At 52.7% G+C, this 23817-nt stretch carries 23 protein-coding genes and 2 pseudogenes; 14 read left to right on the forward strand and 11 right to left on the reverse strand.

Features of this window, described 5'->3' with window-relative positions:
- Positions 1 to 31 precede the first annotated feature (31 nt).
- The 5 genes and pseudogenes from QZ280_RS12780 (at position 32) to QZ280_RS12800 (ending at position 2459) form a co-directional block, all read left to right on the forward strand.
- A pseudogene (locus tag QZ280_RS12780) lies at positions 32 to 500 on the forward strand (YbaK/EbsC family protein).
- A 116-nt stretch (positions 501 to 616) separates the two neighbouring features.
- Positions 617 to 1033 (forward strand): DUF2852 domain-containing protein, encoded by a 417-nt coding sequence (locus QZ280_RS12785; protein ID WP_293445200.1) that lies wholly within the window; start codon positions 617 to 619, stop codon positions 1031 to 1033.
- Between the two features lie 76 nt (positions 1034 to 1109).
- The gene (locus QZ280_RS12790; protein WP_293444789.1) at positions 1110 to 1385 is read left to right on the forward strand and encodes a hypothetical protein; all 276 of its coding nucleotides are present in this window, start codon (positions 1110 to 1112) and stop codon (positions 1383 to 1385) included.
- A 12-nt stretch (positions 1386 to 1397) separates the two neighbouring features.
- Positions 1398 to 1550: a hypothetical protein gene (locus QZ280_RS12795; protein ID WP_293444791.1), complete on the forward strand. Its 153-nt coding sequence runs from the start codon at positions 1398 to 1400 to the stop codon at positions 1548 to 1550.
- 84 nt (positions 1551 to 1634) lie between these two features.
- Positions 1635 to 2459 carry an arginyltransferase gene (locus QZ280_RS12800; protein ID WP_293444793.1) on the forward strand — a complete coding sequence of 275 codons (825 nt, stop codon included), beginning with the start codon at positions 1635 to 1637 and terminating at the stop codon, positions 2457 to 2459.
- A gap of 161 nt (positions 2460 to 2620) precedes the next feature.
- Here QZ280_RS12800 and QZ280_RS12805 read toward each other — a convergent pair whose 3' ends face one another.
- The 3 genes from QZ280_RS12805 to QZ280_RS12815 form a co-directional block, all read right to left on the reverse strand.
- A complete protein-coding gene (locus QZ280_RS12805; protein WP_293444795.1) occupies positions 2621 to 4975 on the reverse strand; it encodes a TRAP transporter large permease subunit in 2355 nt (784 codons plus the stop codon).
- A gap of 74 nt (positions 4976 to 5049) precedes the next feature.
- Positions 5050 to 5976: a TRAP transporter small permease subunit gene (locus tag QZ280_RS12810; RefSeq protein ID WP_293444797.1), complete on the reverse strand. Its 927-nt coding sequence runs from the start codon at positions 5974 to 5976 to the stop codon at positions 5050 to 5052.
- 132 nt (positions 5977 to 6108) lie between these two features.
- The gene (locus QZ280_RS12815) at positions 6109 to 7194 is read right to left on the reverse strand and encodes a TRAP transporter substrate-binding protein (RefSeq protein ID WP_293444799.1); all 1086 of its coding nucleotides are present in this window, start codon (positions 7192 to 7194) and stop codon (positions 6109 to 6111) included.
- A 274-nt stretch (positions 7195 to 7468) separates the two neighbouring features.
- Here QZ280_RS12815 and QZ280_RS12820 point away from each other — a divergent pair, with 274 nt between their 5' ends.
- From QZ280_RS12820 to QZ280_RS12830, 3 genes are read left to right on the forward strand one after another with little or no spacing between them, the layout of a single operon-like run.
- Positions 7469 to 8911 carry a cache domain-containing protein gene (locus QZ280_RS12820; protein ID WP_293444801.1) on the forward strand — a complete coding sequence of 481 codons (1443 nt, stop codon included), beginning with the start codon at positions 7469 to 7471 and terminating at the stop codon, positions 8909 to 8911.
- On the forward strand, positions 8908 to 9549 hold the full coding sequence (locus QZ280_RS12825) for a response regulator transcription factor (RefSeq protein WP_293444803.1): 642 nt from the start codon (positions 8908 to 8910) through the stop codon (positions 9547 to 9549). The genes QZ280_RS12820 and QZ280_RS12825 overlap by 4 nt, the downstream gene beginning before the upstream one ends.
- Positions 9546 to 10091, forward strand: a complete 546-nt coding sequence (locus tag QZ280_RS12830) for a pseudouridine synthase (protein ID WP_293444805.1) — start codon at positions 9546 to 9548, stop codon at positions 10089 to 10091. Before QZ280_RS12825 ends, QZ280_RS12830 begins: the two co-directional genes overlap by 4 nt.
- Before the next feature lie 31 nt (positions 10092 to 10122).
- Here the strand turns inward: QZ280_RS12830 and QZ280_RS12835 are convergent, their stop codons facing one another.
- Positions 10123 to 10830: an SDR family oxidoreductase gene (locus tag QZ280_RS12835; RefSeq protein WP_293444807.1), complete on the reverse strand. Its 708-nt coding sequence runs from the start codon at positions 10828 to 10830 to the stop codon at positions 10123 to 10125.
- A gap of 349 nt (positions 10831 to 11179) precedes the next feature.
- On the opposite strand from QZ280_RS12835, the gene QZ280_RS12840 reads away from it, so the two are divergent.
- Entirely contained in the window at positions 11180 to 12934 is a 1755-nt protein-coding gene (locus QZ280_RS12840) for an acetolactate synthase 3 large subunit (RefSeq protein WP_293444809.1), read from the forward strand.
- Positions 12935 to 13009: 75 nt separating this feature from the next.
- Positions 13010 to 13570, forward strand: coding sequence for an acetolactate synthase small subunit (gene ilvN / locus QZ280_RS12845; protein ID WP_009827601.1), 561 nt, complete (start codon positions 13010 to 13012; stop codon positions 13568 to 13570).
- A gap of 3 nt (positions 13571 to 13573) precedes the next feature.
- Here the strand turns inward: ilvN and QZ280_RS12850 are convergent, their stop codons facing one another.
- Positions 13574 to 13957 carry a hypothetical protein gene (locus QZ280_RS12850; RefSeq protein ID WP_293444810.1) on the reverse strand — a complete coding sequence of 128 codons (384 nt, stop codon included), beginning with the start codon at positions 13955 to 13957 and terminating at the stop codon, positions 13574 to 13576.
- 300 nt (positions 13958 to 14257) lie between these two features.
- Between QZ280_RS12850 and QZ280_RS12855 the strand changes: the two genes are divergently transcribed.
- The 4 genes from QZ280_RS12855 to QZ280_RS12870 all read left to right on the forward strand — a co-directional run bounded on the left by QZ280_RS12855 (position 14258) and on the right by QZ280_RS12870 (position 16440).
- Positions 14258 to 14626, forward strand: coding sequence for a helix-turn-helix transcriptional regulator (locus QZ280_RS12855; protein WP_293444811.1), 369 nt, complete (start codon positions 14258 to 14260; stop codon positions 14624 to 14626).
- Positions 14623 to 14973 (forward strand): hypothetical protein, encoded by a 351-nt coding sequence (locus QZ280_RS12860; protein WP_293444813.1) that lies wholly within the window; start codon positions 14623 to 14625, stop codon positions 14971 to 14973. The genes QZ280_RS12855 and QZ280_RS12860 overlap by 4 nt, the downstream gene beginning before the upstream one ends.
- Before the next feature lie 97 nt (positions 14974 to 15070).
- Positions 15071 to 16231 carry an aromatic ring-hydroxylating dioxygenase subunit alpha gene (locus QZ280_RS12865; RefSeq protein WP_293444815.1) on the forward strand — a complete coding sequence of 387 codons (1161 nt, stop codon included), beginning with the start codon at positions 15071 to 15073 and terminating at the stop codon, positions 16229 to 16231.
- Positions 16228 to 16440 (forward strand): hypothetical protein, encoded by a 213-nt coding sequence (locus tag QZ280_RS12870; protein ID WP_293444817.1) that lies wholly within the window; start codon positions 16228 to 16230, stop codon positions 16438 to 16440. Before QZ280_RS12865 ends, QZ280_RS12870 begins: the two co-directional genes overlap by 4 nt.
- A gap of 2 nt (positions 16441 to 16442) precedes the next feature.
- Here QZ280_RS12870 and QZ280_RS12875 read toward each other — a convergent pair.
- The 6 genes and pseudogenes from QZ280_RS12875 to QZ280_RS12900 form a co-directional block, all read right to left on the reverse strand.
- Positions 16443 to 17219 (reverse strand): annotated as a pseudogene (locus QZ280_RS12875) (DUF2189 domain-containing protein).
- Between the two features lie 3 nt (positions 17220 to 17222).
- The gene (locus QZ280_RS12880) at positions 17223 to 18650 is read right to left on the reverse strand and encodes an amidase (RefSeq protein WP_293444819.1); all 1428 of its coding nucleotides are present in this window, start codon (positions 18648 to 18650) and stop codon (positions 17223 to 17225) included.
- Between the two features lie 21 nt (positions 18651 to 18671).
- Positions 18672 to 19799 (reverse strand): peptide chain release factor 2, encoded by a 1128-nt coding sequence (gene prfB, locus QZ280_RS12885; protein WP_293444821.1) that lies wholly within the window; start codon positions 19797 to 19799, stop codon positions 18672 to 18674.
- 70 nt (positions 19800 to 19869) lie between these two features.
- On the reverse strand, positions 19870 to 22428 hold the full coding sequence (locus QZ280_RS12890; RefSeq protein ID WP_293444823.1) for a PBP1A family penicillin-binding protein: 2559 nt from the start codon (positions 22426 to 22428) through the stop codon (positions 19870 to 19872).
- 118 nt (positions 22429 to 22546) lie between these two features.
- Entirely contained in the window at positions 22547 to 23167 is a 621-nt protein-coding gene (locus QZ280_RS12895; RefSeq protein WP_293444825.1) for an N-acetylmuramoyl-L-alanine amidase, read from the reverse strand.
- On the reverse strand, positions 23167 to 23586 hold the full coding sequence (locus tag QZ280_RS12900; RefSeq protein WP_293444827.1) for a hypothetical protein: 420 nt from the start codon (positions 23584 to 23586) through the stop codon (positions 23167 to 23169). Before QZ280_RS12900 ends, QZ280_RS12895 begins: the two co-directional genes overlap by 1 nt.
- Positions 23587 to 23817: the final 231 nt, after the last annotated feature.

Here is a 23817-nt window from a genome sequence, read left to right on the forward strand (position 1 = left end):
ACGAGATCATCTTGATCAAAGGCGAACGAGCATGAAGAAATCCTTGAAACGCGTGCACGCAGCGCTTATCGTAAAAGACTTACCCGATATAAACATCGAGACAGGCCAAGCAACGACCGCCCAAATGGCAGCGGAAGAAATTGGCTGCGTAGTCGATCAAATCGTTAAATCCATCATTTTTCTCGGGGAGACTTCGGAGCACTGCATCTTGTTTCTGACTGCAGGCAGCAATCAGGTAGATGTGGCAAAGGCGTCAAAACTCGCGGGGGAGCCTTTTGGGCAAAGCCGATGCGACGGTGATCCGTCAGCAAACGGGATTTGCGATTGGCGGGGTTTCGCCCATCAGTTACCTTCGGCAGCCACGGGCGTTTTTCGATCCGAGATTGATAGAATTTGACGAAATTTGGGGGGCTGCGGGCATGCCACGCCATGTATTCAACGCTGCACTTGCAATAGTCTCACGCATCTCCGACGCGCAAACATATGATTTCAAGATATAAATCTAAATAATGTAAAAAACGTTCACATTAACCCTTTTGACACGCAGGAAAGCAACCATCTTATTCAATGTGACAGTCATTCACATTTACAACGTAACCGAAAATAGGAATACCACATATCCACCCTCGACCTCGCCTACACTTCCCAGCCCCAAGGTTGGTTCGCCCGCTCTGAGGCCTGGCTCGACAGCAAAGGCAAAAGCGTGTGGATTGCGGCCATGGTGCTTGGCTTCATTTTTGTCTGGCCCGTCGGCCTCGCCCTTCTGTTTTATATGATCTGGAACAAACGCATGTTCTCACGTTCTTGCCGCACATCATCCGCCCGCCATGGCTTTTCAGCGATGCGCCCCTCTGGCAACACTGCCTTTGACGCCTACAAAGAAGACACGCTACGCCGCCTAGAAGACGAGCGAGGCGGCTTTGAAGATTTCTTGCAGCGCCTGCGTGACGCAAAGGACAAGGCAGAGTTTGACGAGTTCATTGATAACCACGCAAAAGTGGCCGCAAGCTCGAAAGAAACTGAAGACGCATAAGCAGTGAAAAACGCACGGACCGCCTTCTCCTCCCAAGGGCAGCCCGTATCCTCAAAACCAAACCCATAGAAGGACCATGACCGAGACCTTCGCCAACCTTTCCGACCCGATCCAAGCGCCGCAATTTTATGCCTCTGTGCCAAGCAAGCGGCTCTATGCTGGGGTTCTCGATTCCATATTTACAATTGCTATGACATTGGCGTTCCCCTCCACGGCCTTCATCGGCATGTTCTTTTTTCCCGTCCTAGCCCTGATCATCGGCTTTGCTTATCGCAGTCTGACAATCGCGTCCTCATCTGCAATCTTGGGGCATGCGTATGATGTCTATCGAGCTGCGCGACGCGCGCGGTGAGCACTTTAATTTTTGCCGAGCGCTTGTGAAGGCCTTGGGTTCTTCGATCTCTGTCACGTTTTTTTTCTGATCCAGATCGTGTCGATGATCTGCATGGCAGGCTCCGCACGTGGCCAAGGTCTGACTGACATGGCGCTGGGGCCGGTGATGATCAACCGCCGCTAAAGACCGGTTTTCGCTGCATCCAATTCTAGCTTGGATCATCTGGTGTTAGAGTGTTAGTTTCCAACCAAAGGAACCCTGACACGCATGCGCCATTCGCTCCCCGTTGTTCCGCAGTTTTATGTGACTGCCCCGCAGCCCTGCCCTTATCTTGAGGGCAGGATAGAGCAGAAATTGTTCACAACCTTGCAAGGTGAAGGTGCGGAAACCTTGAACAACAGCCTCTCAAAGCAAGGATTCCGGCGTTCGCAAAATGTGCTTTATCGCCCGACCTGCGCGGACTGTGCTGCGTGTTTGTCTGCCCGTATCGAGGTCGCAGCCTTCGCCCCAAGCAAAAGCCAAAAGCGCGTCCTGAAACGGAATGCGCATCTCGTGCGCCGGGCCACATCGCCTTGGGCCACGGAAGAGCAATACGAAGTATTTCGCACCTATCTTGAATCTCGCCACGCGGCGGGTGGCATGGTCGATATGGACGTGTTCGAATTTGCAGCCATGGTTGAAGAAACCCCGATCCGCACCCGTGTGATCGAATACACGAACGAGTACACCTCAGTCCTTGAGGCCGTGTGTTTGACAGATGTGCTCGATGACGGGGTGAGCATGGTGTATTCTTTCTATACCCCTGATGTCCCGCGCCAATCGCTTGGCACACATATCATTCTCGATCACATCGAGATCGCCCGGGCGGCCGCCTTGCCTTATGTTTACTTGGGCTACTGGGTGCCGGGCAGTCCAAAGATGGGCTACAAAATCAGCTTTGAGGGTCTTGAGGTGTTCTCAGCTGGCGAATGGCACAAAATGCGCGACCCAAACGAGTTTAAGCCAACATTGCATCCACTTTCAACGCCATCTATCGCAAAACAAGTGGCTGGCATATCGCTTCCGGGTGGATACAAGGTTGTGCCGAAGTGAATAGGAGCGCTCGATTTTTCGGCTCTGCCTAGAATAAGGAACTAAGACGAAGTGAGAATACGGCATAACGGGTGTTATGTGATATCGAACAAACAAACCGACCTTAAAAAAAGCGAGGCCAAGCGGCCTCGCTTTTCTTTTCAACTCAACCAATGATCAAATCAATTCGGGATCAGATCCGGTACGATTGTCACGATGGCTGGGAACATCCAGAGCAGGCCCAAACCAACCACTTGGATCAACACGAACGGTGCAACCCCGCGATAGATATGGCCTGTTGTGACCCCTTTCGGTGCAACCCCGCGCAAGTAGAACAGCGCGAAGCCGAAGGGTGGTGTCAGAAACGACGTTTGTAAGTTCACCGCGATCATGATCGTCACCCATTTCGGGTCGAATGTGCCGCCATAAATGACGGGGCCGACGATTGGGATCACGATGTAGATGATCTCTAGGAAATCAAGCACGAAACCGAGCACAAAGAGCACGAGCATCACGATCAAGAAGACCGTCAGCTCATTGTCGAAACTCTTGAGGAACTGCTGGATATAGTGCTCGCCACCGAATGAAATCACGACAAGGTTCAAGACTTGCGAGCCGATCAGGATGGTGAAGACCATGCTGGTCACTTTGGCCGTTTCGCGTACGACGGGCGGTAGAATGCCCGCCTTGAACAAAACGTAGCAAGAGAACAGCAAGCCAAAGAACGCATAGAGCCAAGCCGTGTAGGCAAAGGCAAAGGCGATCCATGTCTCTAAGCTCGGGCTACCCTGGTTTACCCGCAAATCGAAGTTCACACCTATCAGGATCATCAAGATCACTGCTAAGGTGGAGAAGATCACGACCTTGCCTGACTTGTCATCTTCACGCAATCGACGGTAGGCCGCGAGCATGATTGCACCCCCTGCCCCAAGCGCCGCTGCGGGCGTTGGATTGGTGATCCCACCAAGGATCGAGCCTAGAACAGCCACGATCAAGATAAGCGGTGGGAAGACCACGCGAACCAGCTCGTTCTTGGAAAGCATAATGGCCGCAAAAGTACAGCCATAAAGTGCAATGGCCCATGGGATCAGCATAAGAACCACGGCGGCACCCGCACTTGTTGTTGGGCGGATAAACAAGATATCCACCAACAGCCCAAGCACGACACCAATCAAGCCGATATAAATCGGGCGATGGTCCGCAGCGGGGCGTGCACCGCGCGCCGTAGTCAGGATCAATGCGAAGAGGATTGCAAGGATCGCAATGCCAGTGCCGATGGGCGCTGCCGCGTCTGCCTTAGCAACAACCGCTGCTGCGATCTCTTCTTCAGATAGTTTCACGCTTTCTGCGACACCGCCTGCGGCTTCGATTTCAGCAGATTGGGTAATCGCCGCATCCCACGCCTCTTGACCATGCAGACCAATCATTGAAGCTTGGCATTGTTCGCTCACGTTTGTGCGCAGGCTCGCGCCTTGACCGATGTCTGTGTAGCTATCGACTTGAATGCTTTGGCTGCCCACCATGTTGAGATTGCTCATCAACATCAGACCCGCGATCAACGCGACCGGCACACCAAGGAACCATGTGAAGCTTTCAGAGCGCGTGATAACGTCGCCGTTGCTTACGCCCATTTCAACCGCAGGTGCTTTGCTAGGGTTCACCAAGGCGTAGCCGAATGCATAGAGCGCATAGAGCAACGCAAGCAAGATCCCCGGCAAAAGCGCTGCTTGGAACAATGTACCGACCGAGAGAACCGCAGGTTCACCAAGGTAAGTTAGAGCATCCGTACAGCCCGCTTCAATCGCACGCGACTCCTGTGCGGATGAGTAAAGATCCCCCGCCAAAGTGCCGAGCAAAACAATAACGATAGAAGGCGGAATTATCTGCCCCAACGTGCCTGAGGCTGCAATGACTCCTGTGGCGATTTCGGGCGAATAATTGTTGCGCAACATGGTCGGCAAGCTGAGCAGCCCCATGGTCACAACCGTCGCGCCCACAATTCCTGTGGAGGCCGCGAGAAACGCGCCCACAACTACAACAGACACAGCCAGACCACCGGGCAGCGGTCCAAAGACCTTTGCCATAGTTGTCAGCAAATCATTGGCAATCTTGGAACGTTCCAGTGTGATTCCCATCAAAACAAACATCAAAACTGCGAGAAGCGTTTCGATGGATTGTCCAGCCAGAACGCGTTCGTTCATGCGGTTCACAATAAAGGAAACGTTGCGATCAAGCGCGAATTCCCAACCACGTGGGAAGACGGGCTCTTCCATTCGGGGCAAATCGGGATATCGGAAGATCGAAATCGCATCCGCCTTGATCCCGGAATTGATTAGATCGACATACATCGCCGAGCCAGTATCAATCGCTTGGTGAATAAGCAGGCCCGCCCCATCCAGCATCGCAATGATGCCAAAAGAAATTACGCCAGCGCCACCAATGGCGAACGCCACAGGAAAGCCCGACAGGATGCCACCGAACAAACACAGGGCGACAATGATCAGGCCAATTTCTACGCCATCAAGTCCAAAAATCATCGACTACGCCTCCCACACATTGGTTGCATTTTCGAAATGCATAATCGGTTCCCACTTTTGCTGAAAATGCGCCATTAGTGCGTCCCCTCATAAGCTTCTTCACCCTCACCGAGCGTGTCTTTGTCGAGGTACTTGCCCTCACTTTCTGGACCCTCTTTCCACTCAAGATAAGAGCGGTAGAAGAACGCAATTGCTTGCAAGAACACCATCACAGTGAAGGCAACGAGCAGGATCTTGAAAAGGAAGTAAGCGGTAAATCCGTTGGGTGAAAAACCGATAGTTTCTACGTTCCACTTCAGCAATTTGGATTTACGCATCAAAAGGTCAATGTTGTCAGACGCGGACACCTTTGGCGTCACAAGATGACGCCACATAAAGTACCAGCCATACATCCAAATCAACACAGCAGCCGGCATCATGAACAGGAGCGAACCGACCATGTCGATCACCTTCTTGGAGCGGTATTTGACAGCTGAATAGACCAAATCCACGCGCACGTGGCTGCCCTGTACAAAGGTATATGTTACGCAAAGACAGACGACTAACGCATTGTAAAGCTTGAGTTCTTCCGCGAACCACGAAATGTCGAATTGAAGCGGGATACCGAAGCCGAAAGAAATATCTGGGCGCGTGAAAATACGCTGCATGAAGACGATAACGATCTGCTGGATCACCATAAAAAGACCCGCCCATGCGAAGAAACGTCCTACCGAATTGGCAAATCCTTCTAGGATACGCACGCAGCCCCACATGATCGAATTTCGCCAAATGCCAACGGCCGTGAGGATCAAGAATGCCGTGAAGACGACGAAGAAAAACTCGACAGAACCACCGTAATAGATGAACCGCATCAGGGATTGGCTATTGGACCAATCGAGCCAGCTGGCCGGATGGGTAATTGCATAACCGAAGTTATAGAATGCCATGCCAATGTTCTGAATAAACCAGAGCAAACCATCGCCTATCGCGGCGAATGCTCCGCGAGACGCTTCATCCGTCATCGGTGTCCCCCCTTAAGAAAACCTGTCTTGCTGGCAACGCTATTTGAATAACGCGCTGCTCGTTTTAGGCAAGGAATAGGCTGGGCCACAGCGCGCGATGCGTGGGCCCAACCAAGTCGTTTCTGCCTCGTTTTAGCCGCCCAGAACGCGGTTACGCTGCTGAACGTAGAAGCCGTCAGACTTGTCGATCCAAGAAGAGCTGGACGCCATGGACTCTTCGAAGGACTTACGTGTCTTCGCGAAGATTTCGTCGCCCATGTTTTCGTCCATGACTTCTGCGGACGCTTTACCGAATGCATCCCAAACGTCGTCAGAGAACTGCAGAACTTTAACGCCCTGAGACTGAAGACGCGCAAGCGCAGCACCGTTGTTTGCAAGTGTCTCAGACAACTGCAAGTGCGTTGTCGCCATACATGCGTTGGAGATGATTGCCTGATGCTGTGGGGACAGGTCGTTGTAAACGTCGAGGTTTACACCAGCCGCAAGACCGGAACCTGGCTCGTGGAAGCCCGCAGCGTAGTAGACTTTCGCAACTTCTTGGAAGCCGGCGCGCTCGTCAGCCATTGGGCCAACCCACTCAAGACCGTCCAAAGCACCAGAAGATAGCGCTTGATACAGCTCGCCGCCTGGAATGTTCTGAACAGATGCGCCCAGTTTACCAAGCACTTTGCCGCCAAGACCTGGCATACGGAACTTCAAACCGTTGAAGTCTGCCGCAGATGCGATCTCTTTACGGAACCAACCACCGGACTGGGAACCGGAGTTACCAGCAAGGAAGGACTTCAGGTTGAAGATCTCGCCCAGCTCGGAGTGCAGCTCGTGGCCGCCGCCGTGGTGGTACCAGTTTGTCAGCTCTTGCGCTGTACCGCCGAATGGAACAGCTGTGAAATATGCATACGCAGGGTGCTGACCGATAAAGTAGTAGTCCGCAGAGTGATACATGTCTGCTTGACCAGAAGACACAGCGTCAAACACTTCAAGCGCGCCAACCAGCTCGCCCGGTGCTTTCTTGTCGATGGTCAATTGACCGTCAGACATCGCGCCGACCATATCCTGCAGGTATGTTGCCGCGTCGTCAAGAACAGCAAAGCCACGTGGCCAAGACTGAACCATGGTCAGAACACGCTTGCCCTGTGCATAAGCAGGTGCTGCAAGTGTTGCCGCTGCTGCCGCGGAGCCGCCAAGTGCGGATGTTTTTAGAAAAGAACGACGATCCATTTAGAATCCTCCCAGATGTGGTGATGCGTGAGAAGGCAAGATGGATCAGCCCTCCCAGCGCGGATCGTTTCAAGTGAAAATACCCTACCCAGCAAAATTGCAGAGCGGAATACCAAGTTATGCGTAGAGACGCGGTTTTTTCGCGTCTTTTCGCATGAAAACAGGCATTTTGTGTCTAATCACCGATCCTTTCTGTGAACGCCCCCCCCCCTGAGCTCTAACGCGCAAGCGCTATTGCTTTGATTCGCTTTCGATTCGCAGATAGCAAATGGTCATGACAGCGCGCCGCCTTCTTTCACTAAGCTATAAGCAAAAACTGTTCCTCCTTGGAACCGTTCCGCTGATCGTTGCGGTCGCTGCAATTTCGCTGATCGTCGCCTATCAATCACGTCAATTGGCAGAGCGCGAGATTGCCACGCTTGAACAAACCTTGATCGAAGCCAAGAAGGAAGAGCTACGCAATTATGTCACACAAGCACGCAATGGATTTTACTTTATCTACGGTAGTGCGCCTCCTGATGATGCTGACGCAAAACAACAGGTGATGCAGATTTTGTCTGCGATGATCTACGGCGATGAAGGCAGTTTCTTTGTCTATCACTATGATGGCACCAATCTGGTAAGCCCGCGCGACACGCAATTGATCAATGGCAATTGGAGCGGGTTGAGCGACCCCGAAGGCACACCCATCGTAGATGAGTTGATTAGCATCGCGCGCTCGGGTGCCGGGTACCACAGCTACATCTGGCCTAAGCCCTCAACGGGTGAGCCAGCGCGCATGATCACCTATGTGACCAGTTTTCCAAGCTGGCAATGGGCTGTGGGCACAGGTGTTTTCATTGACGATGTCATTGCGACGGTCGCCACCAGCCGCGCACAGGTAGAGGCGCGCACACGCAGAACCTTTCTCTATATTGGCGCGATAACATTGGCCGCTTTATTGATCGTCTTCGGCTCGGGCATGTTGCTCAACATTCGCGAACGCCGCTTGGCGGACACCAAGCTTAAGGCCCTCACCCAGCGCGTCTTTGACGCCCAAGAAGAAGAGCGCGGCCGCGTTGCGCGCGAATTGCACGACGGGATCAGTCAAACGCTTGTGGGTATTCGCTACGCTTTGGATGTGACGCGCCGCCAGCTGAGCGCCGAGCATCGTGATGTTCCGAAAACGCTGGATAAAGGCATCGAAGGGCTGGCAAGTGCTGTGCAAGAGATCCGCAGCATAAGCCGCGATTTGCGCCCCGGTGTTCTTGATGACCTAGGGCTTGGCCCTGCCCTAAAAACCCTCACGGAGGAATTTTCGTATCGCACGGGCATGACGTCCGAATTTTCCACTGTGGTCTTTCGCAACCGGCTTGATGCAGATGCCAAGATCGCACTTTATCGTGTGGCCCAAGAGGCGTTGACCAATATCGAACGCCACGCAAATGCCAGTATCGTGCGCGTGTCCGTGCGTGGGGATCGGCGCGGTGCGATTCTGACAATATCTGATGATGGACAAGGGATAGACCCGTCTCGTAAAGCGGCGAGCCAATCCGCGAATGGCGGCAGTGGTATGCGCAACATGCAAGAACGCATGGAGCAATTGAATGGCGCGTTCAGTGTCACAAGCTCTAAGGAAGGCACCACCATTGAAGCACGCCTGCCCTTAAGTCATATGTTACCCCCAGACTCCGAGGGACGTCAGGCGCAAAACGACATCGAGGACCCAAAGCAATGACAACGAAAGTCGCAATTGTTGATGATCACCCTATGGTCGCCGCAGGGATCAAAGCGATCTTGGAGAGCTTTGACGATATCGACGTTGTGGCTACTTATTCCTCAGGCCAAGACATTATCGACAACGCTGTTGCGCTGGCCCCTGATGTGATCCTGCTAGACCTTAACATGCCCGGAATGAACGGTCTCACTACAATTGAATTGTTGCTGGAAGCGCGCGAAGAAACACGCATTTTGGTGCTAAGTATGCATGACAGCGCGGAGTATATCACCACCGCCCTCAGTCACGGTGCGATGGGTTATGTTCTAAAGGACGTGCCAACTGAGGAAATAAAGACAGCAATCGATACGGTAATGACGGGCCAACGCTACCTGTGCACGGGCGCAAAAGGATCGCTGGTGCCTGAAGAAGGTGCCGCGACACGCGATGCGCTGACGGGGCGCGAACAAACGGTCTTACTGCAATTGGCCAAAGGACAATCCAACAAAGAAGTCGCTGCAGCGCTCAACATCTCTGTGCGCACGGTGGAAACGCATCGCAAGAACATCAAACGTAAGCTGGGGATATCGTCAACTGCGGGGTTAACCCGCTACGCAATGGAACATGGTGTGTTGCAAGGCACAGGTGCCTTTTTGTGAGCCGGGTCATTTTGCTGAACAAACCGTTCGGGGTGCTGTCACAGTTCACCGATAAGGGGCTTGAGGGCATAACCCGCCCCACCCTGTCAGCCTATGTAAATGTACCGCAGGTCTACCCCGCAGGCCGTCTTGATCGCGATAGCGAAGGATTGTTGGTTTTGACCGACGATGGACGCCTGCAAGCGCAGATCGCAGATCCGAAGTTCAAAAAGCCGAAGACCTATCTGGTTCTTGTGGAACGTATTCCTAGCGATGATGCGCTGCAAAGCCTGCGCACCGGCATAACCTTAAAAGATGGCATGACGCGCCCCGCAGAGGTGGAGAGGATCGAGCCACCTGATCTTTGGGAGCGCGACCCGCCCGTGCGCTTTCGCAAATCTGTTCCAGATTGCTGGTTAAAATTGACTATCCGCGAAGGCCGCAATCGCCAAGTACGCCGTATGACGGCTGCAGTGGGACATCCAACGTTGCGTTTGGTGCGTTGGACGGTAGGCGATTGGACATTAGATGGAATTGCATGTGGCGCTTGGCGGGACGCGTGACGGGCTTCGACTTTTTTAGAAAAATCGCTCCCTATAGTTCAACCCGCACCTCATGCATCCAAAGCTTTGCAGGCCGCGAGAGCATAAAGACAACCACATCAGCTAAATCATCAGGCTCTGTGAATATATGATTTGGCACGTCTTCACCCGCTTTCGCGAACATGCCTGTATTCGTGCCACTTTGATACAAGCCTGCTACGCGGACACCGCTCTCTGCTTCGTCCTCTTTGAGAACTTCGGTAAACCCGCGCATGCCGTATTTGCTTGCCGTATATACCGATTGGCCCGCCTGAGCTATCACGCCTGACTTAGAGATTACGTTCAAAACAGCCGCTTCATCTTGTGCACGCAATGTCGGCAAAACGTTCCGTGTTAAGATCATCGCGGCTGTCAGATTGACCTGCACGGTTTGCAAAAGCGTCGCTTCATAAATCGTATCAAGTGGGCCAGTTTTATGCCAAACCCCTGCGTTGTTGATCAAGATATCAAGACCGCCCATCTGCGATACAATCTGCGCACCCAAACCACTCACCACACTCGTATCATTCAGATCCGCCGCAAATATATGCGCGCGCGCTCCACTTACACTTTCAACCTCGCGCTTGACTGCCTCAAGACGCGCAGTATCGCGCCCCAAGATTGCCAACTCGCACCCGGCCTCGGCCAACTTCAAACAAATATGTCGTCCGATTCCATCGCTTCCGCCGCTTACGGCGACTCTCTTGCCTGCTAAGTCCATCTCAATCTCCCATTTGGGCCCTTGCTAACACGGCCAAAAGGCATCGAAAAGCGTCGCAGCTTCCATCATATGTCCCAAAATACCCATTTTGCGCAACAAACGGAAAGAAAATCTTACACTGACGTCACTTTTTTCGTAGGCAGACTGTTGACGACCCTATTTAAGAGACATAGTGTCTGCAGACGCAAAGAGGAGCGATCAGTGATGAAAGACGTCGTCGTCATTCTAATTCGAAAGCGCATGGAGCCGTAAGGCAGCCCGTGAGGGAACCCATGCGCCCCCGCCAGTCAGGACGGGGGCTTTTTTTATGTGTAACAGTTTTGAACGCCTATGAGATGGAGACAGGCGCATGGCCCAGAAAATGACCGGTGCAGACATGGTAATTCAAGCTCTGAAGGATCAGGGCGTCGATACCGTCTTTGGATACCCTGGTGGTGCTGTCCTACCGATTTATGATGCTATTTTTAACCAAAATGGCATTCGTCACGTGCTTGCGCGTCACGAACAAGGAGCTGTGCATGCAGCGGAAGGTTATGCGCGCTCAACGGGCAAGCCCGGCGTGTGCCTTGTGACTTCTGGCCCCGGTGCCACAAACGCGGTGACAGGTTTGACGGATGCGCTGATGGACAGCATTCCAATTGTTGTTTTGACGGGCCAAGTGCCAACTTTCATGATCGGCTCTGACGCGTTCCAAGAAGCTGATACCGTTGGTATCACACGTCCCTGCACGAAGCACAATTGGTTGGTGAAAGAAACCTCCAAGCTTGCGAGCACTGTGCATGAGGCATTTCATGTCGCCACAACAGGCCGTCCCGGCCCTGTTCTCGTGGACATCCCAAAGGACGTGCAGTTCGCCACAGATGAGTACACCCCACCAGCAGAGGCAGACCTTGGGCATTATCAGCCGCAAGTTAAAGGTGATCTAGAGACGATTACCGAGCTTGTCGAAGCCATTGAGCAAGCAGAGCGTCCGATCTTTTACACAGGCGGTGGCGTGATCAACTCTGGTCCCGCAGCCAGCCAGCTTTTGCGCGAACTTGTGGGTGCAACAGGCTTTCCCATTACATCTACGTTGATGGGGCTTGGCTGCTATCCTGCATCCGGTGAAAGCTGGATTGGCATGCTTGGTATGCACGGGCTTTATGAGGCCAATATGGCAATGCATGGCTGTGACTTGATGATCAACATTGGTGCGCGTTTTGATGACCGCATCACGGGTGTGCTTGATGCGTTTAGTCCTGATAGTCGCAAAGCACATATCGATATTGATCCAAGCTCCATCAACAAAGCGATCCGCGTGGAGATGCCAATTGTCGGCGATGTTGCACATGTTTTGGAAGATCTGCTGAATGTTTGGAAAGCACGCGGTCGCAAAACTAATTCTGCTGCCGTTAAGAAATGGTGGGGTCAGATTGATGAATGGCGCAAAGTTGAGTGCTTGAAGTTCGAGCAAAAGGGCAAGGTTATCAAGCCACAACACGCGCTTGCACGTTTGGAAGCGCTGACAAAGAAACATGACCGCTACATCACGACTGAAGTTGGTCAGCATCAGATGTGGGCCGCGCAGTATCTGGGGTTTGAAGATCCAAACCGTTGGATGACATCGGGTGGTTTGGGCACGATGGGCTACGGCTTCCCCGCTTCCATCGGTGTGCAAATGGCACATCCTGATGCGCTTGTGATTAATGTCGCAGGCGAAGCAAGCTGGTTGATGAATATGCAAGAACTGGGCACTGCGATGCAATATCGCCTACCCGTAAAGCAGTTCATTTTGAACAACGAACGTTTGGGCATGGTACGTCAATGGCAAGAACTCTTGCACGGTGAGCGCTATTCCGAGAGCTGGTCTGAATCCCTGCCCGACTTCGTCAAGTTGGCGGAAGCTTTTGGTGCGAAAGGCATTTTGTGCTCTGATCCCGATACGCTTGATGATGCAATCATGGAAATGATCACACACGACGGGCCGGTGCTGTTTGATTGCCTCGTCGAGAAGCACGAAAACTGCTTCCCGATGATCCCGTCAGGCAAGGCGCATAATGAAATGCTCTTGGGTGAAGCGGACACGCAGGGTGTGATTGATGCGAAGGGCTCTGTGCTAGTTTAGCACGAGTTGATCTATTGCAGTGGGGGCTTGCCCCCACACCCCTAAGGTATTTGAAGACCAAAGAAGGACAAGAAAATGTCACCTCTTAAGATCAAAAAAGGCGCGACTAGCCATTCTGCATATAATTTGCGTCCAAATTTTTCCGACGTTCAAGAAAGCCATACATTGGCAATCATCGTCGATAACGAGGCCGGTGTTCTGGCACGTGTGATCGGACTTTTTGCAGGGCGCGGCTATAATATCGAAAGCCTGACAGTGGCCGAGATCGATCATTCTGGCAATCTGAGCCGGATCACTGTCGTAACCACAGGTACACCGCAAGTAATCAATCAGATCAAAGCGCAACTCGGGCGGATTGTTCCTGTCCATCAAGTCAACGATCTGACCGTTGAAGGTCAATCGGTTGAGCGCGAGTTAGCCCTGTTCAAAGTGGAGGGTACTGGTGACAAGCGCGTCGAAGCATTGCGGCTGGCGGATATCTTCCGCGCCAACGTTGTGGATAGCACATTGGAGAGCTTTGTGTTCGAGCTTACGGGACCATCCGAAAAGATTGACGCCTTTGCGGATCTTATGCGCCCGCTTGGTCTAAGCGAACTGGCGCGTACGGGCGTTGCCGCCCTGTCGCGCGGGACGTAAGTCCTAGTCAGCCCCCGGCGCGGCAGATTTATACTTCTGCCGCGTTTCCGCAAAGTCAATTACACTGCATGATTGTTTCTTAGGCGGTGCTAGGCGCGCTTTGTCCCGTTCAGGCATCGCCTTTTTGATGTCTGATTTAACGGACTGTGCTTTCGCCAGCACTCCATCCAAATCGGCACAATAATGCTGTGCAATTTTCCGCGGGTTCTGAGCAAGGCGCATCGTGCGATGTTCAGCCAAATCGAACTGAATAAGATCACCTTGATCAACTTTCAAAATATCGTCGGCATGGTTGTGCTGACCCAAAAAGGTTAGTTTACCATGATTTTCACACCAGATGATCGCTTTGCTCTCAGTGGCGTCTGTCCAGATTACAACCCCAAGCATATTGCCCTTTCCACGAAACCTGGGGGAAGTATGACGGCAATCGCGGGGATCACCACTGCTTTTGACGCATCGTTCGCGTGCAATTTATGGTCAAGTTTCGCACAATTGAAACAATTTTGACTCTGCTTGTGTCAGTTTTGTATCAAATTATCCAAACATGTTCATTTTTGAACTCCTGAAGAAAACAAATCCCGAAATGACGACGACAGAGCACTGCTAATGGATAAGATAGCTCGCCCGGTCGCGATCCGTGCTCAATTTGCACGAAACCTCAGGTTGTTGTGCGCAGGTTACCCCTCTGTGTCTAAAGTTTGCCGCCAGCTTGAGATCAATCGTGCGCAGTTCAATCGCTATCTGAATGGCGAAAGTTATCCGCGCCCTGATATGCTTGCCCGGATTTGTGACTTCTTCGAAACCGATGCGCGCATTCTGATCAAGCCGCTTGAAGACATTGCTCAGGTAAAGCCCGACCTGTTGTCTCACCCAGAAATTCGCGATTTTGCCGCCCCTGAAACAACACGCATTCCCGAGGACACCTTGCCCACCGGGTTTTGCCGCTTTACGCGTCAGAGTTTCCTTTTCCCAGAACGCTATATCTTGGGTCTAATTTTCTCTATCGCAAAGACGGTTGGACCTTTCTCAAAGGCTCTGAGGCGCGTCAGTCTTTGAGCGAACAAGGCTTGTCCAATGAACCCTTCGTACGCCAATTCAAAGGCTATGCTCAAAAGATTGAAGATGGCATTAACATTGTCGTGTCAAGTCGCAACGCGATAACTTACACCAACAGCTTCATCACACCTGTAGCCTCATTTGATCGCAATTTTTGGCAAGGCTATTCGACCCGCACGGTGCATGAAGCGATTAATACAGCACGCGCAACGCGCTTGGCCTATGAGTTTATGGGCGGATCAACAAAGTTGATCTTGGAAACCGCTCGAAATACCGGCTTTTGTGAGCCAGAGAACTTGCCGTCGTATCACCAGCGTTTATTGCGCATTGGAGAGCCCTTCTACTAAAACGCAAGTCGCGTTGAGAAAAGTTGGCGTCGTTCACAGACCTTAGATATGCAACACGGCTTGCTAGTCTCAGGAGACATGCTCGGGAGGCGAAACCATGACTGCACCACTCACAAACTTATCAGCTGTACGCCGCCCCGTGAGCGAAGCGCAGGGCCTGCCTAACCCACATTATATAGACAGCCAGATGTTTAACGAAGAGAAGCACGCGGTATTGTTTTCATCTTGGTCCGGCCTTGCCGTCACGGCCGATGTGCCAGAGATTGGCGACGCAGTCCCAATGACATTCCTCGGCATGCCTTTGTTGGTGATCCGCGACAAATCCGGTACCCTACGTGTGTTTCAAAACACTTGCCGCCATCGCGGAATGATCCTTGTCGAGGAGCCCCGTAAAATTGAAGGGGCTATCCGCTGCCCTTATCATAGCTGGTGTTACAGCACAGAAGGCCGCCTTGTGAGCACACCGCACGTCGGTGGCCCCGGTCAGAACACACACGAAAGCATTGACCGTAATCTTCTTGGTTTGATCGAAGTGCGCAGCCATATTTGGCGCGATGTCATCTGGATCAACATCGACGGAACCGCCCTGCCCTTTGAAGATGTCAACGCTGATCTAATCGCGCGGTGGGCCGAATTTGACAAACCACTCTTTCATGGCGGTTCGGATAGTGTGTTTCAGCTTGAGGTGAAGTGCAATTGGAAGCTCGCCGTTGAGAACTATTGCGAGAGTTATCATCTCCCTTGGGTGCATCCCGGCTTGAATAGTTATTCGCGTCTTGAAGATCACTATCATATCGAAAAACAGGACTCCTATTCCGGGCAAGGCACATTGGTTTACCGCCAACTAAAAGGCGCAGAGGGCCAAGTATTTGCGGACTTCGAGGACGTGGGCGAAAAGTGGAACGAGGCCGCAGAGTATATTTCGGTTTATCCCAACGTTTTGCTTGGTGTGCACCGCGATCATGCGTTTGCCATTGTCTTGGTGCCTGAAAGCACGGAGCGCACGGTGGAAAACATTCACCTGTATTATGCGACCCCCCAAACCGATGACGCGATGCGCGCAGCCAACACCGAACAATGGAAGTTGGTCTTCGAGGAAGATATTTTCGTCGTTGAAGGCATGCAAAAGGGCCGCCATTCGCCCAACTTTGATGGCGGACGTTTCTCTGCCGTGATGGATAGCCCGACGCATAGTTTTCATGCATGGGTCGCGGGCAAGATCGAGAGCTATCGCGCCACGGCCCAAGCTGCAGAATGAGTGGGTTAGACGCACGTTTGCTGGACGCGCATGCGCGCGATGATCGCGCTGCCCTTGTGACCTTGTACCAGGAGGCTGCGGATGCAGCGTCCGATCAAGATGCGGAAGGGTTCTATCTGACCCATGCTTATGTATTCGCACTAGAGCTTGGGCATCCAGATATGCAAATGCTTCATCAACGGCTCAAGCGTGCCGGCCGAGAAGAATAGACTTATTCGTCAGCGATACGGATCGCGCCGTACAGATGCCAACTGGCATGGCCCAAAACTGGCAGCGTGATCAATAAGCCGAAGAACGCTGGGATCATCGATAGGATCAGCACCGCTACGACGAACATGCCCCAAAGTACCATAGGTGGAAAATTTGCCTGCACTTGCTGAAAACTAGTGATCATCGCTGTGACGAAATCGATCTCTCGTTCTAACAACAAGGGTAGAGCAAAAACCGTAATCATGAACAACAACAAACACACGAGCGCGCCGATCGCGCTTCCCATTACGAGCATTGCAAGCCCTTCAGAGGAGAGCAAGACATCAAGGCTGCTGTGAATGTTGGTCATCTGCGACAAGCCAAGAAACAGTGCGGAAATCATGTGGCCGATGAAGAACCAGAACAGGATTATGAAAACGATGATGGAGCAAATGGACGGCAACTGGCGTAGCCTTTGTTGCAAAACGACGCCAAACACACTTGGATCGCTCATCTTTAGCCCGCTTTCCTGTCGTCGGCTGATCTCGTAGAGCCCCACAGCTGCAAAAGGGCCAAACAATGGAAAACCGATGGCTGCAAGGACCAACCAATAAGTGGTATGCGTTACATAAGTGATCCACACCATGAGCAAGCCCGCAAGCACTTAAAACCCCGCAAACAAAAGGCCGTAGAGAGGAAACGGACGAAAATCACGCCAGCCTTTTGAAAGTGCCTCTTTAAGATCTATCGCTTTCACGGGTCTGCATGTCGGGACACCGCGGATTGGATCAAACGCCATTGCTTACCTTCTCACTAACCCACTCAAATCAGGGCGGCGGGATGCATTCTCGCTGATCTCATGCCACCGTTGGCCAATCTTGAGAAGCTTAGCATCGCTATGGCGCGGCCCAAATACCTGGATGCCCATGGGCAGTCCCCCCTCGTTAAAGCCTGCTGGAATATTGAGACTGGGCACTCCGACAAGGCTCACCGGGATCACAACCTCCATCCAGCGATGATAGGTATCCATTACACGACCCGCGATCTCTTTCGGGCTGTCCCAGTCGACAGGAAACGGCCAGACCTGCGCAGAGGGCAGTATTAGCGCGTCATACGTAGCAAACATCTCGTTCAATTTGGTGAACCACGCGGTGCGAATGGCGCTCATTTCATGTACCTCCACAGCGCTCAGCGCCATGCCGGTTTCGATTTCCCAGATGGCGTCGTCTTTCAGCAATTTGCGTGTGTTTTCATTTTTGTATAACGCGGCTTTACCACCAGCATTGGCCCATGCGCGCAGCTTGACCCAAGCCTCCCAAATCTTCTCCGCCGGGAACGGCGGATGAAGGAGCTCAACAGTTGCTCCAAGGCTCTCGAAACCTTTCAGCGAGGCTTCACAAGTCTCAAGAACGCCTGCATCCATCGCGTATGCGCTGCCCCAATCCCCGAGCCAGCCCAACCTCATCCCCTTGAGATCGCCGTCCAGTTGATCAAAACTCGGCGCTTGCGAAAAACTATGGGGATGGCGCGCATCAAAGCCCGCTTGCACGTCCAAAAGCAGTACCACATCTTGCGGCGTGCGCCCCATCGGGCCAGCGACGGCCAGTTGATGATGAAACATATCCCCTGGCATATCCAACGGCACCAATCCATAGGTCGGCCGCAGCCCATAAACATTGTTCCAAGCCCCAGGATTGCGCAGGCTGCCCATCATGTCTGACCCGTCCGCAATCGGAATCATACCCGTCGCCAGGGCAGCCGCAGCACCGCCCGATGATCCCCCTGCAGAGCGGTTCGGATCATAAGGATTGCGTGTTGCGCCATGCACCGAGTTGAAGGTGTGCGAACCAAGCCCAAATTCAGGCGTGTTAGTTTTCCCGATAACAATCGCACCCGCTGCTTTCATGCGCGCGACGAACAGGTCGTCCTTTTGTGCGATGTTTTCTGCGAAGATGGGAGAGCCCATCGAGGTCAGCAAACCCTCAGAATTGGCAAGATCTTTGATAGCGACCGGCAGACCATGCAAAGGACCTTTTGGTGCTATACTGTCAGCATGTTTGGCATCTGCGATGCAGTCCTCTCGGTCCCTTAAGGAAACCACAGCGTTAACAGTTTCGTTAACCGCATCAATACGATCCAGCGAGGCTTGCATCAGTTCCACCGAACTCAGATCTTTGGACGCAATACGTGCGGCAAGCTCTGCTGCCGTTTCATACAATAGGTCTGTCATAACACACCCTCCCAAGCGGATTTAGTCGTCGCCTTGCGCCTCTGCACGGCTCTTGCCTGCGACATTCATCGCAAGGGTCGCACCCATGAATCCATCGAGATCACCGTCGAGAACACCTTTGGTGTCCGACGTCTCGTGGTTGGTGCGCAGATCTTTAACCATCTGATAGGGCTGCAAAACATAGGATCGGATCTGGTTGCCCCAGCCCGCATCACCTGCATTCTCATGGGCTTCGTTCACCAGCGCAGACCGCTTATCCAGTTCGATCTGGTAAAGCCGCGATTTCAATGCTTTCATCGCAATGTCGCGGTTTTGATGTTGCGATTTTTCCGATGAAGTCACAACGATCCCTGTCGGCGCATGCGTGATACGCACTGCGGAATCCGTAGTATTCACGTGCTGACCACCTGCGCCGGACGAACGGTAAGTGTCGATACGAATATCAGACGGGTTCACTTCAATTTCGATATTGTCATCGACAACTGGGTAAACTTTAACGGAAGTAAACGAAGTATGCCGCTTTGCTGCGCTGTCAAAGGGCGAAATGCGCACCAACCGATGCACGCCGCTTTCCGACTTCAGCCAACCATAAGCATTCTGACCGCTAATCTTATAGGCTGCTGATTTGATACCCGCCTCTTCGCCCGCGCTTTCAGATTGCAATTCTACTTTATAGCCGCGTTTTTCGGCCCAACGCACATACATACGCGCTAGCATCGACGCCCAATCGCAGCTTTCCGTGCCACCCGCCCCAGAATTAATTTCAAGGAAAGTGTCATTACTATCAGCTTCGCCATCCAGCAGTGCTTCCAGCTCTTTCGCGGCGGCGAGTTTGGCAAGGACGTTCAAAGCCTCTTCGGCCTCGGCGACGACATCCTCGTCCTCTTCCATCTCACCCAGCTCGATCATTTCGACCTGATCCGACAGCTCTTGCTTGATCGAGGTATACGTACCCATCGCATCGACCAAGGCCTGACGTTCCTGCATCAGCTTTTGCGCGGCGTCGGGATCATTCCAAAGGTCAGGATCTTCGACGCGCGCATTGAATTCTTCAAGCCGGAATTCAGCGCTGTCCCAATCCAAGCGCTGCCGCAGCAGTTCCAAGGATTTTTCGATGTCTACAACCGTATTTTGAGCGTCTGCGCGCATGGAACGTCCCGTCTAATTGGCTTGTCTGGGCGTGATAAACCAGCGCCAAGCCACTCACAAGGGTTGCGCCCTAGTAAAGACCGCCAGAACTAAGCGTGCCCAAGGTAGCCCTTGGCCCCACGACTGCTTTCTTGCCTGTGGAGGTCGTCACTTGACGCCCAGCTTCGCCGTCAGGGCGGATCAAAGTCAGGTTGCTGCCCATCGCAAAACCACCATCAAAGGAGATGCCGAAGATCAGCTCCTCGCCCTCGCGGAAACATTCGTTCACGACGTTGTCGCCCGATGCATCATCCGACAAACGCGCACCAGAGAAGCGGTCAATCTTGATAAATTCACAGCCCTCAGGGACACGAAACTTGCTCGCGCCATACTTCTTAGTTGCTTTGAGCATGAATTGGTTGAACACAGGTCCACACATTCCACCACCTGACGCCCCGCCCCTAAGCGAACGTGGCGTGTCATGACCAATATAGCAGCCAGCCACGATGCGGTTGGTAAAGCCTACAAACCAGACGTCCTTCGCATCATTCGTCGTGCCAGTTTTACCCGCAGTCGGCACTCCCAAGCTTACAGTTTTAGCCGCTGTTCCGCGTTCCACCACGCCACGCATCATCGACGTGAGCTGATAGGCCGTCACAGCGTTCATCACCCGCTCACGATCAGACAAGATGCGCGGACTGCGCGTTGGCGCGATTGCAGGGTCATTACAATCAGTACACTCGCGAAGGTCATGCTTGTACACGGTTTTTCCGTATCGATCCTGCACACGGTCGACCAAAGTTGGCTCCACGCGCTCACCACCATTGGCGAACATCGCATAAGCGGCGACTATCTTGAATAGCGTGGTTTCCTGACTACCGAGCGAATTGGCAAGCACCCGCAGGAATTTACCGCTTTCATAAACGCCAAATTTTTCGGCATATTCGCCGACCACGTCCATGCCCACCTCTTGCGCAAGCCGAATGGTCATAAGGTTTCTCGACCGCTCGATCCCTGTGCGCAAAGGTGTTGGGCCGTAGAAAGTTTTCGACGCGTTTTTGGGCCGCCACAGACCTTGCGGTGTGTTAATTTCGATTGGCGCGTCGACGACGACAGTCGCGGGTGTGTATCCACTATCAAGTGCAGAGGCATAAACAAAAGGCTTAAAGCTGGACCCTGGCTGACGCTGCGCTTGCGTTGCGCGGTTGAACACAGAGTGCTGGTAGGAAAAACCACCCTGCATCGCAATCACTCGGCCAGAATTGACGTCCATCGCCATGAAACCGCCCTGCACTTCTGGAACTTGGCGCAGCGTCCAACGGATGAAATTGCCAGAATTATCATCCGTCATTTGGCGCACGTGAACGACTTCACCAACTGCAAGCAGATCGCCCGCGACCTGCGCTTTACGACCAAGTTTGCCATCAGAGAGCCGCTTCCGTGCCCACTGAACATCCTTTGCTGGAATCCAATGGCCATCGCTGTCCTCGTCCACACCTTCCAGACCAACTCGCGCTTCGTTGGAACCAACTTCCAACACAACGGCTGGATGCCATTTGTTTTCCAAACCGATATCGCGAGCAACTTTGACATTGCTCAGCGCTTCGCGCCAGTCGGCTTCCCTGCCAAGCTGCTCGACCGGAACCGTCTTGCCCGTGCCACGCCACACCCCTCGCGAGCGGTCATAGCGCTCAAGCTCGCGGCGCAATGCATCTGCCGCTTCGGCCTGCATTTCAGGATCAATCGTTGCGCGTACTGTCAAACCTCCTGTGAAAAACTCGCCCTCACCAAAATCACGGCTCAATTGACGACGAATCTCATCTGTGAAATAATCACGCGGGGGGAGCGCTGATTTAAAGCTGTCAAAGTCGCCGTTCTGTACCGATTTCAGCGGTAACTTCACTTCACTTTGATACACTTCTTGCGTGATGTAGCCGTTTTCCATCATCTCCTTCAGCACAAAATCACGGCGTTGCTTCAAGCGTTCTTTGCGGCGCACAGGATGAAATTGGCTTGGCGCTTTTGGCATAGAGGCGAGGAATGCGGCTTCATGCGGGGCAAGTTCACCCATGGTTTTGTTGAAATAAGTTTGCGAGGCAGCCGCGAAGCCGAAACTGTTTTGACCAAGAAAAATCTCGTTCATGTAGAGTTCAAGGATTTGATCTTTACTAAGCGTGCTCTCAATGCGCGTGGCGAGAATAATTTCCTTGATCTTACGTTCCGCACGGCGCGAGCCATCAAGTAAGAAGTTCTTCATCACCTGCTGCGTAATCGTCGAAGCACCCCGCACGTTTTCGCCGCGCGACACGACAGCATCTCGAAACGCGGAGGCCATGCCGCGGGTGTCATATCCAGCATGAGTGTAGAAATTTTTGTCTTCTGCAGAAATTAGCGCATGTTTCACAAGATCGGGGGTTTCATTGGCTGGCGCAAACAAACGACGCTCGCGCGCGAACTCGTCGATAATCTGGCCCTGCCCCGAATAAATCCGTGAAATCGTTGGTGGCTTGTATTGCGCAAGGCTCTCATGGCTGGGCAAGTCACGGCCATACATCCAGAAAATCGCGCCAATCGTCAGAGTGGCCATCATCGCTCCCATCGTCACGAGAGAAAAGATTGAACCGAAGAATGATAATATTGCTCTGAGCACGTGCCGGCCCCCGTTTTTTATTGGCTCCTCTATACGCGCGCAGGACCAAATGGTCAAAACACGACCTTATGAACGGTAAGCAGCTTCCCGCGCATGAAAAAGCATCACATCATCGTCGTTATTTTCGTCGCAACTGCGCGTCCGCCGCATCATTTAAGATCCACGCATGGATGCCATTGTTAATGCCCGTCACCATTTTTCTGCGCCATTTCGGATCCATCAATTTGCTCAAATTACCCTTGCTCGAGAGGAAACCCACCTCGATCAAAACCGATGGGATTTCCGGTGCTTTAAGCACGGAAAATCCGGCAGGTTGGATTGGTCGCTTATAAGCGTGCCCCACTTCGGCGTTGATCCCACGGATAATATTGCGCGCAAGCACCTGAGACCACAGTGTATTTTCAAGTCTCGCGAGCTCCATCAGGATTGAGGCTATTTCATCGTCCTGCCCTGACAGGTCCACTTCCGCCAGAAGGTCCGCACGATTGTGACGTTCTGCAAGCACGGCAGAGGCCTTATCAGACGACTCTTCTGTCAAAGTGTAAACCGCAGCACCGTTGGCCTTGCCGCTGGCCAACGCATCCGCATGAAAGGACACGAACATATCCGCCCCCGCTGTGCGCGCGATCTGAACACGGCGCTCAAGCAAGACGAATTCATCGCTATTACGTTTTAAAACAACATAAAAATCGCCCGATCGCAGCAAAGCATCGCGCATTTCTTGAACAAGCGTGAACATCAGATCTGCTTCGTTAAGACCATTCTCAGCAGCGCCCGGATCAATCCCCCATGGCCGGGATCTAGCAAAATGGTTATTGCTTTATCTTCTTTAGTTGGTATCGAAGCCAACGTACTTGGCATTAGCTTGCCCCATTCGGGATCGCGCGGAGTGCCCGTAGCAGCGTCGAACTCAGCTTGCTCAACCGCGACCAAAGCCACCTTCAAACGCGCATTTCTAGAATTCGCATCTACGCTTAGCCCTGCATGTTTGACCCCATGCGGGCTTGCCAAATCAAGCTCCAAACGCGACCAGCCTGGGCGCACAGCGCCAAACTTTAAGACGTTCGCATTCAAAGTGCTCATCAAAGCAGTGGGATCGATGCCTGCAAAATCAACCTCGCGAAAATCAAAAACCAGACGCGCAGGGTCATTCAGCATAAAGACGCGATACGGCACCCCTTGACTGGGGGCGAGATCAAGCTGATACGCGCTACCGCTTATTGTGATCAGGCTGTGCTAAAAATCGAGCCGCGCAAGCGCTGTGAACGGCTGCGCATAAGCGTTTGAAAAGCTGTTCAAAAGCACCGCAAGACTAAAGAATACCGCTCGCATCATTGGCCTTTTTCCGGCTCGTTTAAGCAGCGTATTATAGCCAGAGAGCACGCGGGA

It is taken from the genome of Planktotalea sp. (genome assembly GCF_018607995.1).
In the GTDB taxonomy this organism is placed as follows: domain Bacteria; phylum Pseudomonadota; class Alphaproteobacteria; order Rhodobacterales; family Rhodobacteraceae; genus Planktotalea.

Excerpts from the sequence above, each read along its gene's own strand:
- QZ280_RS12790 (WP_293444789.1), top strand. The coding sequence starts at position 1,110 with ATGACCGAGACCTTCGCCAACCTTTCCGACCCGATCCAAGCGCCGCAA.
- QZ280_RS12800 (WP_293444793.1), top strand. The coding sequence starts at position 1,635 with ATGCGCCATTCGCTCCCCGTTGTTCCGCAGTTTTATGTGACTGCCCCG.
- QZ280_RS12805 (WP_293444795.1), bottom strand. The coding sequence starts at position 4,975 with ATGATTTTTGGACTTGATGGCGTAGAAATTGGCCTGATCATTGTCGCC.
- QZ280_RS12810 (WP_293444797.1), bottom strand. The coding sequence starts at position 5,976 with ATGACGGATGAAGCGTCTCGCGGAGCATTCGCCGCGATAGGCGATGGT.
- QZ280_RS12815 (WP_293444799.1), bottom strand. The coding sequence starts at position 7,194 with ATGGATCGTCGTTCTTTTCTAAAAACATCCGCACTTGGCGGCTCCGCG.
- QZ280_RS12820 (WP_293444801.1), top strand. The coding sequence starts at position 7,469 with ATGACAGCGCGCCGCCTTCTTTCACTAAGCTATAAGCAAAAACTGTTC.
- QZ280_RS12825 (WP_293444803.1), top strand. The coding sequence starts at position 8,908 with ATGACAACGAAAGTCGCAATTGTTGATGATCACCCTATGGTCGCCGCA.
- QZ280_RS12835 (WP_293444807.1), bottom strand. The coding sequence starts at position 10,830 with ATGGACTTAGCAGGCAAGAGAGTCGCCGTAAGCGGCGGAAGCGATGGA.
- QZ280_RS12840 (WP_293444809.1), top strand. The coding sequence starts at position 11,180 with ATGGCCCAGAAAATGACCGGTGCAGACATGGTAATTCAAGCTCTGAAG.
- ilvN (WP_009827601.1), top strand. The coding sequence starts at position 13,010 with ATGTCACCTCTTAAGATCAAAAAAGGCGCGACTAGCCATTCTGCATAT.
- QZ280_RS12850 (WP_293444810.1), bottom strand. The coding sequence starts at position 13,957 with ATGCTTGGGGTTGTAATCTGGACAGACGCCACTGAGAGCAAAGCGATC.
- QZ280_RS12865 (WP_293444815.1), top strand. The coding sequence starts at position 15,071 with ATGACTGCACCACTCACAAACTTATCAGCTGTACGCCGCCCCGTGAGC.
- QZ280_RS12870 (WP_293444817.1), top strand. The coding sequence starts at position 16,228 with ATGAGTGGGTTAGACGCACGTTTGCTGGACGCGCATGCGCGCGATGAT.
- QZ280_RS12880 (WP_293444819.1), bottom strand. The coding sequence starts at position 18,650 with ATGACAGACCTATTGTATGAAACGGCAGCAGAGCTTGCCGCACGTATT.
- prfB (WP_293444821.1), bottom strand. The coding sequence starts at position 19,799 with ATGCGCGCAGACGCTCAAAATACGGTTGTAGACATCGAAAAATCCTTG.
- QZ280_RS12895 (WP_293444825.1), bottom strand. The coding sequence starts at position 23,167 with ATGTTCACGCTTGTTCAAGAAATGCGCGATGCTTTGCTGCGATCGGGC.
- QZ280_RS12900 (WP_293444827.1), bottom strand. The coding sequence starts at position 23,586 with ATGCTGAATGACCCTGCGCGTCTGGTTTTTGATTTTCGCGAGGTTGAT.